Here is an 18,173-nt window from a genome sequence, read left to right on the forward strand (position 1 = left end):
AAAGGAAAATTGAAATGAGTGCGGTAATTGTAAATAGGCGGGTTGAAAATTTTCTACGTGATCCTTCCATGGTTGAGAAAGCCAGGGATGTGACTACGATGTCGCCATCTATTCTTAAGGAAGCGGAAAGATTGGCGGATGAGTTGGCGGAATTGATTACTGATGAGCTCGAAGAAGATCAGGTCTCTAGAAAGCGGCGTCAAAGCAATGCCATGCGCCCGCAGTTGGCGCCGCCAAGACAGACTGGTGCGGAAGCGACCGCTGGTACCCGTGATGCAGGGAAGATGTTGGCATCGATGTTGGTTCTGTTGGAGGGGGCTAAGTTGAGCAAGCTGGCTTTTAATGCCTATTCGGCTGCAGTGCAGGGCGAGGCGCGCGATGCTGGCAATGCTAAGTTGGTCGAGGATTACGAATCTGCTCTGAACGCCGTCTCTGAGATGGTTGAGCAGCTTGCGGCGCTGAAAGATCAGTTGGCCGGCCTGAGTGACAAAGCGAAGGCGCTTGAGCGGCAGCTCGCTGATGCTGAGGCGGCGCTTGCTGAGCTGGATCCTGATACACCGGAATATGAGGCAGCAATGAGCGCGCGCGATACGTTGAGTAGTGCGTTGGCGATAGTGAAGTCCGACCTGGCTCGTGTGCAGGGTGAGGTGCGAGCAATGCAGAGTGGTGTGGCTGAATTGCAAAAAATTGCGGATGACTTGTTTGTTCGAGCAGGGCAGGCTGGCGTTGATTTGCCGCGAACAGTGGTGGAGAAAGATGTAAGTAATATTGCGCGCATGTTGGCCTTGATGACGCAACTTGGGGAGCTGATGCTTGAGGTCGGCGAGACGCTTTTTGCGGTGCAGCGCGAATTGTTAAAGGTTCAGGAAGACGCTCGCATCACGCAGTTAAACAAGGACGCTGAGAAGGCCGAAAAGGAAATGGCCAAAGCGGAAGCGTTGAATAAAGCGATGGGTTGCGTTGGCAAGATCCTCGGCGCAATTGTTACTGCGGTGTCTCTAGTCGGCGCGATCTTTACCGGTGGTGCCAGTCTGGCGCTGGCTGGCATCGGTCTGGCGCTCATGATGGCGGATGAAATTTATAAAGGCGTAACCGGTAATTCCTTCATGGAGGAGGCGTTCAAGCCGCTCATGAAAGTGCTCGAGCCGATTCTGCAATATGTGATGAATATAGTGAGCGACATGCTTGTAGGACTTGGTGTTGATGCGCAGACGGCGAAGATGGCGGCCATGATTGTGGTCTCGGTTGTCATCGCGGCGGCAGTGGTTGCACTAGCGGTCACTGGAGCTGGTAGTGCGATCGCAAAAGTGGCGTCCTCCGCAGCAAAACAGGTGAGCAAGGTGCTGACCAAGGTGATGGAAAAGACCATTGCCAAGCTGGTCCCTCAGATGCTGAAGAAATCGATTGCGCAGATGACGAAGAAGATGTCGGGCACTACATCAAAAATGTTCGATGCTGTCAGTCAACGCTTGGGCCTCTCTACGGATGTTGCCAGCAAGCAGATCTATGCATCTAACTTAGGACGCGTGGCGGCTGGGGTCAACTTCGGTAAGACAGTCATTACCAGTGGACTCGATGTTGGGGCGCAGGTTGCCAATAAGGAGGTCGAAGAGAGTGTCGTTAGTATGGATAGAGTAATGTTCCTACAAGAACAGGGTCGAAAAGCGACTGATGATCTAGTGGCTCGGCTCATAAAATCATCCTCTTCTTGGGGGGAGCCGTTTGCTTTCATTAGCGAAGCAATCGGCCAGAGTACCAGTGTCGCCGTCGCCGTGATACGGGCTATCAGAGGCGGGCGTGCCGCCTGAATTTATAAGAAACACTACATACTTTAAAGGATGAAAAATGACAACTGTAGCTATTAATAATCAAGTATCGTTCCCGTTACAGGGTGGCGTAAAAGTAAGCGGTCTATTGGGCGCGAACGATGTAGCTAATGCCGGTATTGGGAATAAGAAGAGTGACCCGTTTCCGTTAGCGTTGGTGAGGTTTGATGAGGACGGTGACTCCGATAACGCGCGGATTCGAAATGACTTGAGCAATGCCCTGGTGGCGATGTCGCCGGAGCGTAAAGGCCGCGTTATCTCTAACCTCACGGATATGGCGCACAGCGCAGCGGTTGCTGGAGATTCTAAAGTTGTCGATGCCCTTAAAAGCAAACTGCCGGATGTCGAGAAAGAGGCGCGTAATGGCAACAGCTTTGATCACTTGCTGGAGCTGTTGTTTATGCTGATAACGCTACTAGGTCAAGCTAATACGGCGCGCAAAAATAGCGCAGCGAAGTTTGGCGAGATTGCGTTTAAGCAGGTGCAGATTGCTGGTGCTAATAATATCGCCGCAGCCAGTGCCAACTTGGCTGGATCACTTTCAGGCATGGTGATCGGTGTGGCTACCGGAGGCGTCGGTTTTGGTGTGAGCGCTAAGGCCACAGGAAATCAGGTGAAGAACATTAAAACCAATCGTCGCGATACTTTGGATTTGCGACAAAAGAATAACACGCTTTCCAATGCGATTAATCGCCCGACTTCACCTTCGAATGGTCAGTCTGCGCAGGATAAAGTTCGGAAGCTTGACGCGCAAGGGAAAGAGCTCCACGTTCAGGAAAATCTACCTGGTCTGACCAGCAGCGAGCGAGCAGTTCTGAGTCAGCCTTTGGAAAGAACGAACGCGCTGATCGATTCGAAACAAATGGTGATGGATACCAATACCCAGCAGTTTGCGTTGCAGCAGCAGGGCGGCCATCTTATTTCCAGTTACGCGATGCCGCTGGCGAATGTTGCGCAGGCTGGTGCGGGAGTTGATGCGGCGAGCAAAACTAGTACTGCTACGATTGTCACTGCGGGCGGTAATGCGGCAACGACAATGCAACATAGTGACGATGAGATCTCGGAACAAACGAATGGTTTGCTAGCTAAGATGTTTGCGCTGATTAACAGTTTGTCAAAAGCAAACGTCAACACGTTGAATGCTGTCTCGCAAAGCATCAAAGCTTAATGGGTGGAAATTATATGATGCCAATCACACTACAACAACGGCCGCCGGTGATGATGTCGGCGCTGGATGGGGCGGCAGTGGATAAGGTTAGACATAGTGAGCAGGAACCTGCTGCGGTCGCGGTTGAAAACGAGCCGCATGTGTCTAAGGTCTCCTTGGAAAAGATCCAGCGTGCAATGGCTGACCTCCTTGAGCTGCGAAACGAACAGCACCAGGAATATACGCAAATAGAGCAGGTGCAAAAGCAGGCGCTTGTCCCTGGGAATATGAGCGGCAATAAGTTGGCTGCGCTGAGCGAGGCACTTGATAGCGCAGAAATTAGTGAAAAACTCAACGCTTCAAAGATGAGCGCTGCTGGTGAAAGTCTTTTGAATCTTCTGAGTGCGACCTTTGGCAATGCAGGTGCCTCGGGGCGCTCGGAAAATGCGGAGGATGCACCGACGGATGCCCCATATGCTGCGCGTAGCATGCCGCCATCGTCGCAATCCGGCAATACGGCGCGCGGTGGCCTCGGCGACATCTGGAAGCAGCTGGCGGACATGATTGGCAAGTCGGAGAAGGGGGACCTCGCCGATTACGCCGCCGCGCTCGCTAAATACACTGATCTCTATCGAGCCATGACCAACATTTTATCTAAATTGGCACAGTGGGTCAGTGCCACTGACGCCTCTAATTTGAAGGTGGATTTTGGTGCGCTGGTAAAGGAGTTGGAGGCGTTGATAAATGAGTATGAGAGGAACCCCATCGCCAAAGGGCTGTCGTTGCAAGAAGCCGGTGCGCTCTGCAAAAAGCTTGGTCTCGATCCAGAAGCTTGTCGCGTATTCGATCCAATTACGGGAAATTACCGCGTCATAGCTGACTTAAGCCAGGTCAAGGCGATGTTAAGTGGGATCAAAGACTTGATCAAAACTCTGCCAGGCAATGGGCCGAAATACGCGATAACGCTTGTTAAATACAATGCATGGAAAGCCGGTTTCGATTCGCAAGTGAGCCGGTTAGAAGAGGCTTTGCAGGAGCGAGGCCAGAAGTACAGCAATAACTATAGTCGTTTTGAGAGCTTCCATAAGACCATTAGTTCGATCATCCAGTCGATGGCGGATATGTTGCGACAGTTTTTACAATTTTGATTATTGAATAAGGAGTTGAATCATGGGTACCATTAATCCTCTGCCTGGAACTGGTCAAGCCAATTATTTATCACCTTCACCAGGGGGGGCTTCATCCTCATATGGCTTCGGTAGTGAGGTGCAAGGCGTTAGCAGTAGCAACAATGTATTTTCTCCTTCGGTAGAACTTTGCCCTCGAGAGGGGCTATATGACGAGAACCAGCAGGTAATTGATGATCTGGCACGAGGAGTGCATAAAGATGTGTTTGAGGACCTCCTGAAAAACTGGTCGCCTGATTCGTCGAGTGCAGACAGCAACCTAGGCGGATTGCGAACAATCGATATTGCAGAGTCTAAAGCCCTGGAAGCCGTCTTTAAGCATGATTCCAACGTTGAAAGTATCTATAAAAATGGAAGTTACGCGGCAAAAATCGGCGTCGCTAACATAGCAATTGCTTTATCGGAGCTGAGTCACCACGACGGTAATGCAGATTACTGCGTTAGCAAGCAAAAAGAGCTTTGCGCATTGATCGTGAATGACAAGTACAGGCTTGGCGATGAATCGGGCTTCAGCGCATGGAAACAAGGTAACTGCTACGAAAAGGTGGAGGCATTGAGCAAAGATGTATTCACCAAACTGGGTGATCCATCTCAGGGAAATATATTTGAGAGAGTGATGGGGGGCGAGGTGATGCCGGCAATTAGAACGTTCATCGAATCATGCTTTGGCCCCCAACTTTTAAAAAAGTGGGCGGGGATCAATGAAGCCCGTGGCTTGATTTCGCGTCCAGCTGCAGCGTCCATCGAGCGTGCGCTCAAGACGATCCGCGCGACTGTCGATGGTGCCAGCAGCAGTTCTGCCAGATTACACACACGAGCCAACGAATTTCGTTTGGCCCACCACTGGTCTGAACTCATGCGAGCTACCTCACTGGCTCCCGATCAGGTGAAGCAAACGTCACCGCAGTCACCGTTAGGGCATCAACCAGCAAGTCAGCCCATGGCCAATAATCAGCCCCCGTCAATTATTGTCAGTCCCGTCATCAACAACGCTCCCATCTTCAACAATGGTCCCATCCCCGCCAATAATAATGGAGGGGAACAGGTGATTGTGGAATCTGGGGGTAGCGACAATGGACAACGTTTGCAAACTTCTAAAAATCCAAGTGTGATTAGTCCCGATGCCATCGACGGCGTTGAGGGCAATGCCGATACGTGGACGCACCAGCCCCAGATTAATAAAGGTGACGATACCGGCCCGTATGCCACCGGCGATAAAGAGGAAGGCGGTCGTGTCAGTGTGCCGACATCGCCTATCAATACATCGTTCACGACATCTATAGTAGTGCCGTCATTGAGCCGTTTGGATTCTTCGGACACGCCGCAGCCGCAACGGTTCAAAAAGCTTGAAAGGCCGGCGCCATCATCACCGGTACTACAGCGGGTTGAACAGATGAATAGTGATGAAGGTCAACAGGTGATTGTGGAGTCGGATCTCAGTAACAATGGACAACGTTTTCATATTCATAGCAACTCAAACATTAATGATGAAGCAGATCATTTTCAGCAGCAGCCGCCGAGTGAACTTTCGTTCAAACAAAAGATTGAGTTGTATGATAAGCAAAATATTGGTGTGCAGCAGCCGTCTTCTGTGCATGTTAGTTCTGTGCTTACCGGAAATAATCGTCTCAGCACAACAAGCTGGCCGATCCTAAAAGCGGTTCCCGATCCTTCCCATAAATACATGGACGAGAAAGGAAAAAATTGGCGATCCGATTACGACGGAGGCTCCAGTTTCAATGGTTCGTCGTGGGATTTAAGAGTGGACGGGGCTTATCAGAGGTCAGTGAATAAGGCATGAAGAATTCGTTATACACATCGCAAAACACGGGTGCAGGCATCCTGGTGACGGATCTGCGTGACCAGGTTCGTCGTTATCTTGCTGAATATTTCATGACCGATGATATGCCGGGCGACGAGGAATTGCTGGTTGAAGACCTCGGTGCCGATTCGCTGGATTTGTTGCAGGTGGCGCATAACTTGAACGACATGTTCGACATCAACATCGATACGGAATCTCTGCCCGACATGCTGATGGTCGGCAGCGCCTGCGATCTGGTGGAGCGACTTCGGTACGGCGATTGACATGCCCGGCTGACTGAAACATGCTGGCTGGGTTAAAATGAAAACTGAATGGATCTCAGAGCCTGTGCCTCCCAAGTGAGGTACAGGCTCTGTTTTATTAATAAGAAATAGGAGTATTTTTGCGCGCGAAAGCGTCGGTGTAGTGGTTTGTAGTCGGCGGTGTTGGTGTAGTGACGCTTAAAAAACGATGGCAGTTAAAGTTAATAGTACTACCCAAAAATCATGTGAAATCAAGCTCCTGCGTCGTTATCAACGCACGCTGCTGCTGTGCGGCGGTGCTTTGCTGTCCACGGCGCTGATTGTGAGCGCCTGCCTGGCGTTATGGATGGATATTCAGGACTATATCGCCGAAGGCCGTGCGATGTATGTCGCCAATAAGGCGCTGGTTACACAGGAGATCGAAAAAAAACAGTCCGCCATGCGGCGCGGAGTTATTTATTCGGAATTGGTTTGGAGTGAGATTGGATCGGAACGTCGTGTGGACGATTTCCGGCATGGACATCTGCTCATGCATGACAATCCGCACATCGTACCGCAATTGTTGCTTGGGGCGGTGACGCTGGATAATCCGCCGCAGCGTTATGCACGCTTTCTTGAGTTTAGTCGCATCCAGGCCTATTCTGCGACTGCCGGTGCCCTTGAGCGCGGCGAGTCGTTCGCTGGTTATTTTTTCGATCCGGCTCACACCTTCATCGCCATCGCATCGCCATCGAGCACACTTAAGCAGTTAAATAATATCCCGTCCAGCGATGTGCCCGACCTGATCGACCGACTCGCACCTGATATCGGGGATCTCAACGACCCCGTCTATCTGGCGGCAGTGCGCGACAGCCGCCGGGTCTTCTGGCAGCGGCCCATGCCTGATCCGCTGAGTGGAGAAACTGTACTGCAAGTGGCGGTGCCGGGCTTTGATGGGGGACGGCCGTTCGCCATTTTCGTTAGCAGCATTTCTTTCGACGTCTTGTACCAGTGGCTGAAGAAATCCAGTTATGGCGGCAACTTCATGATCATCGGCCGCAAAGGCGACTTGATTTTGAGCAGTTGGGACCATGATATTATCGACCCAACATTGACCACTAGGGTGCTGGATTCGGGTGCTTGGAAGGAAAAGCTCGACTCGTCCGGCTATGTGTATCACGACGGTATATTCACGATCAGCGAGCCGCTTTCTGATACCGGCTGGGTGTTTGCGTACGCTGTTTCCTGGCGCACCATCTTTACGGCACGCGGCAATTTTATTAAGATCTACGCCGCCGGTACGCTGTTGCTGCTCGGCTTGTTGTGGACGCTGATCGGCTTTTATCTTAAGAGAGTCCTGAATCCGCTGCTGTTGCGTTCGCAGCGCGTTTTCGATAGTGAAAAACTCAATCGCACTATCATTGCGACAGCGCCCAACGGCTTGTGCCTGATCGCCGAGGGTAGTGGCAAGGTATTGCTGCAAAACGAGATCATGAAGCAATATGATGGTGCGGATATGCCTTTGTCCAAACGATTTCTGTCTCTCTGGCGCGAGACCGGGATAGGGATAGGCGCTCCTGCGCAACCCATGGCAGGTCCGGTTTCGAAGCATGATTTGACGGTAACCAACTGTGATAACGAGCCCCGGTATTTATTGGTCAATATCGTGCGCACTCGCTATCTTAGAGAAAATTTTCTACTTTGCAGTTTTTCCGACATTACCGAACGTAAGCAATTGGAAAGTAGCCTGCGTGAAGCGCGCTTGGCGGCGGAGTCTGCCAACCAGGCCAAGTCAGTCTTTCTGGCGACGATGAGCCATGAAATTCGGACACCGCTTAACGGCATACTAGGCAACTTGGAACTGTTACTCCATACGCCGCTGACGGAACTTCAGCAAGATCGCTTGCAAACCATCACGCATTCCTCTCACACCATGCTGGACCTCACCAATGATGTACTCGATTTTTCAAAAATCGAGTCGGGGCAGATGCAGTTGGAAAATATCGATTTCGATCTGATTGATCTGGTGGAGCAGGCCATGTTGATTTTTGTTCCGATCGCGGAGGATAAAGGGTTGAATTTGTACTACCGCGTGGCACCTCAATTGCCGCGCTGCCATCTTGGCGACCCGACCCGCGTGCGGCAAATTGTGGTCAACCTGCTCAGCAACGCCATCAAATTTACCGAGCGCGGCAAGGTCAGTATCTCGCTAGATGTCGTGTCACCGCACAGCGAAAACGTGACCTTGCTAGTCTTGCGTGTCGCCGATACCGGGCCTGGCATTTCGGTAACGCAACGCCAGCAGTTGTTCCAGCCGTTCGAGCAAGGTAATGCTTCCATCGCACGCCAGTATGGTGGCTCCGGTCTCGGCCTGGCTTTGTGTCGGCGCCTGACGCAACTGATGAATGGCGAGATCGAGATAGAAAGTGAGTCAGGTCAGGGCACGGTGTTTGCCGTCACACTGCCGTTGCGTATGGCTGAAAAAACGTCGCAGCAGATCGCGATGTCGTTCAGCGAAATCGGCGTACTCTGTGAGTCATCGGAATGGCAGGTGCAACTGTTCCCGCAATTGCAAGCGTGGGGGTTGACGGTTAGGCTACTGCAACATCCTGGCGAATGGAGTAAGAGCGGCGCACCTCTGCTGCTGTTCTGTACGCCGCGGTCATGGAGCGTTGCCAGTGAGGAGTCCGCGATGGTTCGCGGCACACGCATCATCGATGCACGGGAGGATGGTCCTCGTCTGCCTGTGGTGCAAGGCAATCGCGTCCTGGTTTCCTGCTATTCACTCGAGGGCTTGCAACGCGCGTTGTTGTTGGCGCAGAACTCCAGTACGGCTGGTAGTAATGAAGAGTTGACGCGCCTGATATCGCTCAGCGCCGCCGTGCCGGTGCAGCAGGGGATGGTACGCGTGCTCGTGGTGGAAGACCACCTGGTTAATCGCGAGCTGATCGGTGCCCAGTTGCACTTGTTAGGTTACGACGTTAGCCTGGCCGCTGATGCGGGTGAGGCTTTGCAGTTATATAGCGGCGGTGACTACGATATCGTCCTCACCGATCTGTCCATGAAAGACGTGGACGGCTACATGCTGGCGCGGATGCTACGTGCGCAGGGTGGCAAATTGCCTATTGTCGCGATCACCGCACAGGCGTCATCGGATGATCGGCAGCGTTGTTACGGTGCCGGCATAGACGATGTGTTGCTCAAGCCGATGTCGCTGCTGGAAATTGACTGTGTCATACGTCGTCAACTTGCTGCATCGCGAACGTTGTCCGCCAGACCCATACCTGAGCAGCAAAACCAGACACTTTCCAGTCATCTGGTGCAGGCATTGCGCGATAGCAGCGAGGCTTCGATGGAACACATGCGCGCTGCCTGCGCCCAACAAATGCACGATGTAGTTCTGGAGCAGTTGCATGCCATCAAGGGAGCGTTCGCCATGCAGCAGCAAGCGCAAGTAGTCAACCTTTGCAACGAACTGGAACGGGATTGCAAAATAGTCGTGCCAGCCAATTTCCAGCTACGCCTGGACGCACTGCAGGCACTCGTACGGCAAGTGATCTCGCATCTCGAGAAAACTTGCGATTAATCTCTATTCTCATTTGATTTCCATCTAGTCGCAGGGATGTTTTGTGCGTAAGTACTGGACGTGATTGATTTCCTGCCAAACCTATGTTTGGGCTCAATCCTAATAAGCAGTTACCATTTTTAGTTCTAGTCCTATTTCCGATGTTAAGCAATTTCTGCATACTATTTTAGGTTAGCACGCGTCGCGCTATCCCATGTTGGATGGCGTCCGCGGCGGTTTTATTGTGGTTCATGCGGCGCTGCCGGAGTAGAGGGTAGTTGCGGATAAACAGGTAATGAGTGGGCAGTAGAGAAAGTTATCAGAGAAGTTTATATGTCATTGCATTTTGAAGTAGAAAGTCCGCAGGTTAAGGCTGTTCTACGGCTTTTGAGTGGACCGTTGTGCGGCTGCGAATATCAGTTGAATGATGGGGTAACACTGGTCGTTGCCGGTGCTGTCGGTACGCTGTTGGGCGTGGTGGATGGGAAAGAGTTATCCGGCATGCCCGAATTTCCGGAGCGCGCCATCGTTGTACCGTTAGAAGGCGGTCGCAATTTTGAGATCATCATCGATGACAATGCGCGTAGCGGTTTTCGTTTGCGCACCCTGGAGCCGCAGCTTGAAGAGTGGGGGTGTGTCTATCAGGAAATTTGCCAGATGGGATCGCTCCGTTTCGCTGTGCGTCCGATGGATGTCGATTGGGAGCCCGGCATTGTTGAGCCCTTGTTGCCGCTGACTGAGGTTGTTTCGTTACCGCAGAGGCGATCTTGGGGCGTTAGTGTGCTGATCGGTGCGGCTGCATTAGTTGTGGTGTTGGGTTTGGTGCTGGTGTTGTGGACGGTGCTCAATGAAGACAAGCGTGTTGCTGAAGTGGCGTCCGTCGTCGCCGGTTCCAGTGATGCGTATCGTCTGGTTAGTGGGCGCGATGGTGCTGTTTATGTTTTTGCGAAGAATGAACGAGATGTGTCATGGGCTAAGCAAGCGTTGAGTCGCGAAGGTCTGATCAGCGCGGCGCGTGTAGTGACCTTGCCTGACGAGGAAGCGCGCCTTGGTAAGCTGTTGGTTGAAAGCTATCCGGTGCTTGCTTTTTATCGCATGAGGCTGCTCGATCCGGCTAAGCCCGTGTTGGTGTTGAGTCAGGAGCGTGCGCAGATTAGCAGTCAGATGAGTCGGGAGCTTATGGCTAACATGATGTCATGGATGCCTTACGCGAAAAGCATCGACGTGGTTAATTGGTCCGATGCCATGCTCGACGAACGAGCCCAGGCAGGTCTGGATCGCTTGGGAATTAACTATGATCGTATTAGTAATGCAAGCAGTGTGACCTATGTTGTGCAGAGTAGCCTGACCGACATTCAGTTGGTGCATCTGCAGGACTTTATTGGTAATTATTATCGGGAATTCGGGATGCGTTATATCTATTTTTCTGTCGCACTCAAGGACGACTGGCTGAAAGGGAAGTCGTTCAAGTACGGCGGATCGGGTTACGTCAAAATGACGCAGCAACATTGGTTTTTTCCACAATCTTTTTAACATAGGAGTAAATGAATATGGCAACAACAGCACCTTATCCGGGTAGTGGTTTGATGGTGAAAACAGCTCAAGCATTTGAAGAGGGCGGGAAAGAATTGTTCGATCGCGAAGAGGCGCTACGCAAGGAGCTCGCCGCGGGTGGTAGTTCTGATCCGACCAAGCTGGCTGAATATCAAGCACTTATTTCGGAAATTAGTATTCTGCGCAATGCGCAGTCTTCCACGGTGAAGGCATTTAAGGATATGGACGCGACGATTGTCGCCAACTTCCGTTAATTCTTTTGAAGGAGTAGTCGTTGTGAATAATATGGCAATTTCCGGTGTTGGTGAAAGTGGCGGTCTCGCGGCGGTCAATATCACGCCGCAACAAATAACACCCTTGTCGCTCGATGACCGTTTACGCGATGCCTTTGCATCGACCTCGGTAGCGACGCAGGCCGAGTATGCCAACATTATGGGGATGGCCAATGACGCCAAATACTTGTCGACGCCCGGTGGACTGTTCGAACTACAGGTGCACCTGGGGGAATATAAGCAGCATGTGGAAGTCATTAGTGCGTTGACGCGCAAGGGAGTTGCTGCGGCAGAAACCTTGTTGCGGGCATGAACAAGCTTGCGATCATGGGGCTGTTGTGTCTAACTCTGGTCGGCTGTAAGCAGGAAAGCCTGCTGAAGGGGCTGGACCAGGGGCAGGCCAACGAAGTAGTTGCTGTGCTGCATCGGAATAATATTGAATCAGGGAAAAGGGATAACGGAAAAACCGGTTATAGCGTCGATGTCGACAAGGTGGATTTTGCTGCGGCGGTCGACATTCTCAAATCGTATGATCTGCCGTCGCGTAAGGCGGTGCAAATTGCCGACATGTTTCCTGTTGATAGCCTGGTGGCTTCGCCGCGAGCTGAGAAGGCGCGGTTGTATTCCGGTATCGAGCAACGTCTGGAGCAGTCGCTTTACACGATAGCCGGCGTGGTGTCGGCGCGGGTGCATGTAAGTTACGATCTGGACGCTGGCGAAGGTGGGCGCACGGTAAGACCGGTGCATCTGTCGGCGCTTGCAAGCTATGAAGGCGACGTCGATGTGCCAGCTTTGATCAATGATATCAAGCGCTTCCTGAAGAACAGCTTTACGGAAGTGGGATACGACAATATTTCAGTTGTCCTGTCGCGTCGAACGGCGTTGCAGCACGAGACGCCCAGAAAGCTGGAGAAATCCGACGGCGGCATGCTGGCGGGTGTATTGGCTGTACTGGTCGCTGCAATCGCCGCATTGATGTGGTTGTGGCATAAATACGGGGACAAGGGCAAGGCTAGATTGAAGATTATGCGCGATGAAAAAACGAATTAACGTAAAAGGGGAGGCATGGCTGGCGCAGATTATATTTGATCCGTTGAGCTATGTTCATCCCCGCCGGTTGCGATTGCCTGTCAGTCTAGACACACCGCGCCAGCGCGCTATTGTCAATCGGATGTTGCTCGGCGATTTGGCGGAGATGTCGAATCGGATAGAAATGGCGCAGCAACAACTTCTACGTCATTGGCGAGATTTGCCCTATATATGCACTCTGATTGGGGCGCAGTTGATGAGGCAGGATCTGGCGTGGCGAGGTAGGTTGCTGACGTTGCCTGCACCGGTGCTCTTCTTTATGAGTTTGCCGATACGACAGGCTATTGGTGTTACGTCGGAAATGAGCGCATTGCCGGCTCGGTGCGGTTCGGCAGACGTATTGCATCAGGTGCAAGGCGCAGGTGTTTCGTGCATTCTGGATTGGCAAATGAAAGCACCGTCGGCGTTGCTCGAGCGCATGCGGTTGATGTTTCCGCCTGAGTTGGATGGGCACTTTGAAAGTGCCCGGAAGCCGCCTCGGGCTTCCGAATTATTCCTTATATTACAAGCGATCCAATATGCCAAAAATCATCCAAACCTTGTGTAACGTTGTTCCCGATGAAGGGGTCTTGGTGCGTAGTGCCTATTTACGAAACAATATCAAGGCGTCGGCGCTAGTCGCAGAAGCACGACGACGCGCCAGGTCGCTAGTGATGCAGGCAGACGACGAAGCCGCGCGATCGTATCGCGAAGCGAAGTCGGAAGGGTACGCTGCCGGCATATTGCTGGCGGCAGACGCATTGGCTGGCTATCTTGCCGGACATGCGGCTCTTGCTGTGCAATTGCAAGTTCAACTGCAACAACAAGTCGGCACGCTGTTGGAGCGCAGCGTTAGCAATTCGGATGTTGTGATGGCAGCCTTCGAGGAATGTCTGAGTGAACAGGATCTAAGTGCCGTCCATGGACTGGACTTACTATTACCGGACAGCATGCGCGCACGCCATCAGGATTTAATAGAGCGTCTGCAGAAGCACGTGCACGGACAAGTTAATATCGAATATCAGAATGATGCGCGTTTCCTGTTGCGCCTTGGTGATCATGTAGCAGAGTTTGCACCGGATGATTTCATTGCCCGCGCCGGGGTGCGCGCCATGAGAAACCTATCGTCGATACATGCCGCCAGTAGTGAATTATCCGACCAATGCCGACAACGTCTTGCCATGTTATTCAGTTCGTCTTCGGAGTCGGATCGTGCATCTGGAGATCAGGTGGAACGGATATTTTCGGAGGTTCACGCATGATTCATCAGCTCGCGGAAAGTTATCTGAGCTCGCAGGCAGGTAGGGATGATGCAGTGCTGACCAGCTTGGATCAGCTCCTCGTAAATGACACGGATGGCAAGGAAAAGGACGACAACATCGACCAGTTATATGAGCAACTGAAAAAGTGTTGGGAGGCGAATCCGGATATTCGCAGTGAACAGATTATCGACTATCTGCGCAAGTTTGTTGCTGCTGACGGGAGTATGCCATACAAGAGTATTCCGACCCATACCGCCGCGTTGGGGCAGGTGATGGCCCGATTCAAAGAGGACGGCGGCGCCGATTCGCCGATTTATTCGGCACTTTATAAAGGTCTTGGTTTTGCGGTGGTTTCCAATGGAATACTGAACAGTTTTATTAGAAAGATGACGGAGCGGCCTGAAGAGCCGGAGCCTTGGTAACGTTAAATAATATAATTTTTTGATAAACTATTATTCTTAGGAATTGTCACTCCCGCGTACCAGGTAATTTACGACCAACAACGCTATTTGTTTGCTTCACGCATTTAATTTAAAGCGTAGAAAGGTAATGGGATGCAACCTTATAAAATCAGAGTCATCATTGCTGATGACCATCCTGTCATCGTCACAGGCATCAAGAATGCGATCTCCGTGAGCACCATCGACATTATGGATTCGGCGCGCAATTCAACACAAATTATTCAACTCCTGGACAAAGGCATTGCCGATGTTCTTGTGACTGATTATGCGATGCCTGGGGGCGAGTTCGGCGATGGTCTTCCATTATTCGAATTCATTCTCCGGCGCTATCCTAATATCAAGATCGTTGTCATTACCATGATGGATAATCCCGGTGTACTGCGCACGCTGATTGGATTGGGTGTGCGCTGCATCATTAGTAAATCCGACGACTGCAGCCACCTGATTCCGGCTATTCACATTGCCAAATCTGGAGGGAGGTACTTCTCGCCGACTATTAATGCCATCTTGCAAACGCTGGACAAATTTCCAGTCGGTGACAACAAGACCGTGAATCTCTCGAAGCGAGAGTCGGAAGTCTTACGCCTGTATCTCTCCGGCATGAAGATTAATGACATTGCGCAGCAACTTCATCGAAGCAAGCAAACCGTCAGCACGCAAAAGAGCAACGCCATGAAAAAAATCGGGGTTAGCAGCGATGCCTATTTGTTTAAATACGCTCTTGAAGTTGATCGTATGTTGTCTTCTTCTTGATAGTTATCTCGTATTTTTTTGAGTGCTTTTTTTATAGTTACAACTCCCAAACTATGAGGAAATGGAATCATGCCAGTCAGTGCATCTCATCACAGAGCAGCAACAGAAATTTATCAAAATCAGGTTCATTCGGGCGCCAGCAGGCAGATAAAAGCGACAGGACAGCCTGGCCCAGAGAATATGCCCGATGAGATTTCGCGATTTGCATCCCAGATAAGGGATGTAAGAAATTCGCCAGAATTCCCTCGGACAATAAATGCCCGGCAAGCCAGCGCCAACATGGTTTTACAGGTTATATCGCTACTTAGTCAGGTTCGTCCGGCAGAAAATATATCATCGGCGATTGATGGTTCTTTATTCCCAGTGGTAGGGATGAATCTTTCCCCGTTAGGTTGTGGTTCCGTCCCCGTGCTTGGGGAAAGTATGCTCCTCCCGTTTAATCGCACGCTATCCACGCCTACAGGTGGTGCTTCTTATTTTGCGGAAGCTGCTCCGGCTACAACTCCAGCCGGAGTAGTCGAGTGGAATGAAAAGAATCATATTTATATCGTTAAAGATGAATCGACTAAAGGTTTGATGATTAAATCATTAAAAGATTTTCTAGTCACCACCGGTCAGTTAACAGAAGATGGCGGTGAGCAGTTTGAATTCTTTCTGAAGCAACGAGCTGTAAATTCCGCGCTGGTTATGGCTCCAGAGCAGGGGCAGCAAGAAGGAGTGCCGAGAACAAAACGGGAGTCAATAGACGATAAAAATCGACGTATTGGAGAGCATATCGAAACGCATTGCGCCTTCGAAACAGAACTCCTGGATAATGGTGGAAACATTAAAGGTGAGGTTCTTCTCCTTATGGCGCAACGGGCTGAGAATCCCTTCCGTATGATTTATGATTCTAATAAAAACATAAAAAATCCATCGCCAGAACAGCGGGGTGTGGCAATCGGATTAAATTTTGCGGCGGATATATTAACAATTGGTATAAAACCGTTTATCAGCGCACTGATTGCCAACAATATTAGAAAACAGCATTACCAGCAAAATGGTGACGAAATATGTGCAACGAGACAGGACCATATCAGCTTCGCAGAGGTGGCAACAGCTATTGATGTGGGTGGGCTGAGTTTTCCTTCGCGAAATAAGGGCTTTAGTAAAAAACCTATGGAGTTGATGAATTCAGCTCCTCTACCTGAACGCGCGGCTTACTATTCCCGCAACCGGCATACCGGTGTGCAGCGCGAATTACTGATGGAAGTAAAGACCACTGCTGGTAATTCGGACGGCGGCGGAAAGATTTTTCTTAAATCTAAGGGTAATGGCGAATTTGTGACTTGGCTTCCGCATGCTGCCAGACCTGAATTACTGGAAAGGCGGGTCATTGTCGATGAAAGCACAATGAACTGGCGCTATGCAGACAAATTTGATGCAATGCCGTTGAATGTGGAAATGATAGAGGGGAAAAATTTTATTATTCTGCATCAACAAAAACACGAATTGCACGTGAACCGTAATCAGCATTATGAAGTAGTGGTTCATAAAGAAGCAGGCGTTAAAGAATATATTCCGGTATATATGGAGCCATTATCTAAGTCATGGCACCTGAAAGTACATAATGAACATCCCGTATTCAGGACAAAGCAGCAGAAAATTATTGACAGGATTAAAGTCGCCCCGGAAGCAGATAAAAGTTACCGTGCAATTGATAATCTCAGGCCAGATTATTACGGAAATGGGAAAGTATTTGAAGTGAGATATAAAGATAGGGGCATTTCCGAGAGTCAGTCACTTTATGAGGTTGCTGAAATGAACGGGGTTTTGGCTCCTGTCAGGACGAATACTGTCAAAGGACACGGCGTTACTTATGAGGTTTATGATGTAAAAAATATCAACCAAAAAGGGCATCCGATAGAATGGAGCGGGGATCGCTGGCTATTTGAACGCCCAACTTCTGTTCATGTAGCCGGACAACTTAAAAAAGCCATTACGCCAGAACTATATGCAAAGGATGTAGATGCCCGTAAGCTCTCAGCCCCTGATCATCAAGGATTGAGATGGGATGCAAATGATCAGGCATATTTAAAAGTGAAAAATAATTATGTCGAGGTGAATACATTTATTTCTCACCCTAACAATATCAACCGCAAGTATATAAAAAGACAGGATGGCAGCAATCTGTATATCAGGTTTAAAGGTGATAAATTTCACCCTGAGAGTCTCGCTGAAAGAATAAGTAACATTAAAACAAATGGATTTGGCGGGCGACGTTTTATGCCGGAAGACTTCCTTATTCAAGCTAAGGGTGGGATTGATAACGCTGAGACCAGAGCGTGGGCCACCGAGTTACTATCGCAATATAATTTACCGCCAAATAGCCTTTATAACGACCTTGAGTTTGCCATACATTATCTTGAGTGGCAGCAGATACCCGAATGGGCAGCCCGCTACAAAGTACCCGGGCTAAATAGAATAAATGTACTGGATAGCTCTGGAAATCAAAAGACATTACGTTATTTCCATGATGCTCCTCTAGGCTCAGGAGTGGAGGGCGATGTCTATCCAGATGGAAGTGATGGTTATTTAATAAAAATATACCACTCTGAAAATGAGTTGAGCGCGGTTAGCGATGCCAGTGAAGCTTTTTCCAGGTATTACGGAAAAGGTTCATCGGAACTTTTTCATAATAGTGAAAATGTGATTATGAGAATGAAGAAGGTGCCAGGAGAACCATTGAGTAAAGTCGGCACTTTACCGTCAGATGCAATTCAGAAGTTTGATGAGATGTTATCTACTTTGGCACAAAAAAATATTTATCATCCAGATTTAAAACCCGATAACATTCTTTGGGATAAGGATGCAAAAAAATTTAATCCTATAGACTTTGGTGTTGACTCTAATGATTACTCCCGTTCGTTATCTACAGACGAACTTTTTGATAATATGCAAAATGCAGCAGTAAATTGTATTACTCTTATCCGTAATAATGTGGACGTAAGGATTCGTTAATTTTATCCAGCGTCGACATGGCACCCTATCCGATC

At 50.1% G+C, this 18,173-nt stretch carries 15 protein-coding genes; all 15 read left to right on the plus strand.

Features of this window, described 5'->3' with window-relative positions; genetic code table 11:
- Nucleotides 1-14 precede the first annotated feature (14 nt).
- The 15 genes from sctE to S2091_RS07425 all read left to right on the plus strand — a co-directional run bounded on the left by sctE (nucleotide 15) and on the right by S2091_RS07425 (nucleotide 18,138).
- On the plus strand, nucleotides 15-1,808 hold the full coding sequence (gene sctE, locus S2091_RS07355) for a type III secretion system translocon subunit SseC family protein (protein WP_105531148.1): 1,794 nt from the start codon (nucleotides 15-17) through the stop codon (nucleotides 1,806-1,808).
- A gap of 37 nt (nucleotides 1,809-1,845) precedes the next feature.
- The gene (locus S2091_RS07360; RefSeq protein WP_105531149.1) at nucleotides 1,846-2,994 is read left to right on the plus strand and encodes an IpaC/SipC family type III secretion system effector; all 1,149 of its coding nucleotides are present in this window, start codon (nucleotides 1,846-1,848) and stop codon (nucleotides 2,992-2,994) included.
- 14 nt (nucleotides 2,995-3,008) lie between these two features.
- Nucleotides 3,009-4,121 (plus strand): IpaD/SipD/SspD family type III secretion system needle tip protein, encoded by a 1,113-nt coding sequence (locus S2091_RS07365; protein WP_165794943.1) that lies wholly within the window; start codon nucleotides 3,009-3,011, stop codon nucleotides 4,119-4,121.
- 22 nt (nucleotides 4,122-4,143) lie between these two features.
- The gene (locus S2091_RS07370; protein WP_105531151.1) at nucleotides 4,144-5,961 is read left to right on the plus strand and encodes a hypothetical protein; all 1,818 of its coding nucleotides are present in this window, start codon (nucleotides 4,144-4,146) and stop codon (nucleotides 5,959-5,961) included.
- The gene (locus S2091_RS07375; RefSeq protein WP_105531152.1) at nucleotides 5,958-6,245 is read left to right on the plus strand and encodes an acyl carrier protein; all 288 of its coding nucleotides are present in this window, start codon (nucleotides 5,958-5,960) and stop codon (nucleotides 6,243-6,245) included. Before S2091_RS07370 ends, S2091_RS07375 begins: the two co-directional genes overlap by 4 nt.
- 187 nt (nucleotides 6,246-6,432) lie before the next feature.
- Nucleotides 6,433-9,789: a hybrid sensor histidine kinase/response regulator gene (locus tag S2091_RS07380; protein WP_105531153.1), complete on the plus strand. Its 3,357-nt coding sequence runs from the start codon at nucleotides 6,433-6,435 to the stop codon at nucleotides 9,787-9,789.
- A 312-nt stretch (nucleotides 9,790-10,101) separates the two neighbouring features.
- Nucleotides 10,102-11,301, plus strand: coding sequence for a PrgH/EprH family type III secretion apparatus protein (locus S2091_RS07385; RefSeq protein ID WP_105531154.1), 1,200 nt, complete (start codon nucleotides 10,102-10,104; stop codon nucleotides 11,299-11,301).
- An 11-nt stretch (nucleotides 11,302-11,312) separates the two neighbouring features.
- Nucleotides 11,313-11,576, plus strand: a complete 264-nt coding sequence (gene sctF, locus S2091_RS07390; RefSeq protein ID WP_279337481.1) for a type III secretion system needle filament subunit SctF — start codon at nucleotides 11,313-11,315, stop codon at nucleotides 11,574-11,576.
- A gap of 31 nt (nucleotides 11,577-11,607) precedes the next feature.
- Nucleotides 11,608-11,907 carry a type III secretion system inner rod subunit SctI gene (gene sctI, locus S2091_RS07395; RefSeq protein WP_105531155.1) on the plus strand — a complete coding sequence of 100 codons (300 nt, stop codon included), beginning with the start codon at nucleotides 11,608-11,610 and terminating at the stop codon, nucleotides 11,905-11,907.
- A complete protein-coding gene (locus S2091_RS07400) occupies nucleotides 11,904-12,644 on the plus strand; it encodes an EscJ/YscJ/HrcJ family type III secretion inner membrane ring protein (RefSeq protein WP_105531156.1) in 741 nt (246 codons plus the stop codon). Before sctI ends, S2091_RS07400 begins: the two co-directional genes overlap by 4 nt.
- Nucleotides 12,628-13,230 (plus strand): hypothetical protein, encoded by a 603-nt coding sequence (locus S2091_RS07405; protein ID WP_105531157.1) that lies wholly within the window; start codon nucleotides 12,628-12,630, stop codon nucleotides 13,228-13,230. Before S2091_RS07400 ends, S2091_RS07405 begins: the two co-directional genes overlap by 17 nt.
- Complete coding sequence (locus S2091_RS07410) at nucleotides 13,202-13,924, plus strand: hypothetical protein (RefSeq protein WP_105531158.1); 723 nt, start codon at nucleotides 13,202-13,204, stop codon at nucleotides 13,922-13,924. The genes S2091_RS07405 and S2091_RS07410 overlap by 29 nt, the downstream gene beginning before the upstream one ends.
- Complete coding sequence (locus tag S2091_RS07415) at nucleotides 13,921-14,346, plus strand: hypothetical protein (RefSeq protein WP_105531159.1); 426 nt, start codon at nucleotides 13,921-13,923, stop codon at nucleotides 14,344-14,346. Before S2091_RS07410 ends, S2091_RS07415 begins: the two co-directional genes overlap by 4 nt.
- A gap of 132 nt (nucleotides 14,347-14,478) precedes the next feature.
- Nucleotides 14,479-15,138, plus strand: a complete 660-nt coding sequence (locus tag S2091_RS07420) for a response regulator (RefSeq protein ID WP_105531160.1) — start codon at nucleotides 14,479-14,481, stop codon at nucleotides 15,136-15,138.
- Between the two features lie 69 nt (nucleotides 15,139-15,207).
- Nucleotides 15,208-18,138, plus strand: a complete 2,931-nt coding sequence (locus S2091_RS07425; protein WP_105531161.1) for an OspG family effector kinase — start codon at nucleotides 15,208-15,210, stop codon at nucleotides 18,136-18,138.
- Nucleotides 18,139-18,173: the final 35 nt, after the last annotated feature.

Origin of the sequence: Solimicrobium silvestre (assembly GCF_002976435.1) — a bacterium.
Taxonomy (GTDB): Bacteria; Pseudomonadota; Gammaproteobacteria; order Burkholderiales; family Burkholderiaceae_D; genus Solimicrobium; species Solimicrobium silvestre.

Bases quoted from the DNA above. Each gene is read 5' to 3' on its own strand.
- sctE (WP_105531148.1), top strand. From the start codon at position 15: ATGAGTGCGGTAATTGTAAATAGGCGGGTTGAAAATTTTCTACGTGAT.
- S2091_RS07360 (WP_105531149.1), top strand. From the start codon at position 1,846: ATGACAACTGTAGCTATTAATAATCAAGTATCGTTCCCGTTACAGGGT.
- S2091_RS07365 (WP_165794943.1), top strand. From the start codon at position 3,009: ATGATGCCAATCACACTACAACAACGGCCGCCGGTGATGATGTCGGCG.
- S2091_RS07370 (WP_105531151.1), top strand. From the start codon at position 4,144: ATGGGTACCATTAATCCTCTGCCTGGAACTGGTCAAGCCAATTATTTA.
- S2091_RS07375 (WP_105531152.1), top strand. From the start codon at position 5,958: ATGAAGAATTCGTTATACACATCGCAAAACACGGGTGCAGGCATCCTG.
- S2091_RS07380 (WP_105531153.1), top strand. From the start codon at position 6,433: ATGGCAGTTAAAGTTAATAGTACTACCCAAAAATCATGTGAAATCAAG.
- S2091_RS07385 (WP_105531154.1), top strand. From the start codon at position 10,102: ATGTCATTGCATTTTGAAGTAGAAAGTCCGCAGGTTAAGGCTGTTCTA.
- sctF (WP_279337481.1), top strand. From the start codon at position 11,313: ATGAATATGGCAACAACAGCACCTTATCCGGGTAGTGGTTTGATGGTG.
- sctI (WP_105531155.1), top strand. From the start codon at position 11,608: ATGGCAATTTCCGGTGTTGGTGAAAGTGGCGGTCTCGCGGCGGTCAAT.
- S2091_RS07400 (WP_105531156.1), top strand. From the start codon at position 11,904: ATGAACAAGCTTGCGATCATGGGGCTGTTGTGTCTAACTCTGGTCGGC.
- S2091_RS07405 (WP_105531157.1), top strand. From the start codon at position 12,628: ATGAAAAAACGAATTAACGTAAAAGGGGAGGCATGGCTGGCGCAGATT.
- S2091_RS07410 (WP_105531158.1), top strand. From the start codon at position 13,202: ATGCCAAAAATCATCCAAACCTTGTGTAACGTTGTTCCCGATGAAGGG.
- S2091_RS07415 (WP_105531159.1), top strand. From the start codon at position 13,921: ATGATTCATCAGCTCGCGGAAAGTTATCTGAGCTCGCAGGCAGGTAGG.
- S2091_RS07420 (WP_105531160.1), top strand. From the start codon at position 14,479: ATGCAACCTTATAAAATCAGAGTCATCATTGCTGATGACCATCCTGTC.
- S2091_RS07425 (WP_105531161.1), top strand. From the start codon at position 15,208: ATGCCAGTCAGTGCATCTCATCACAGAGCAGCAACAGAAATTTATCAA.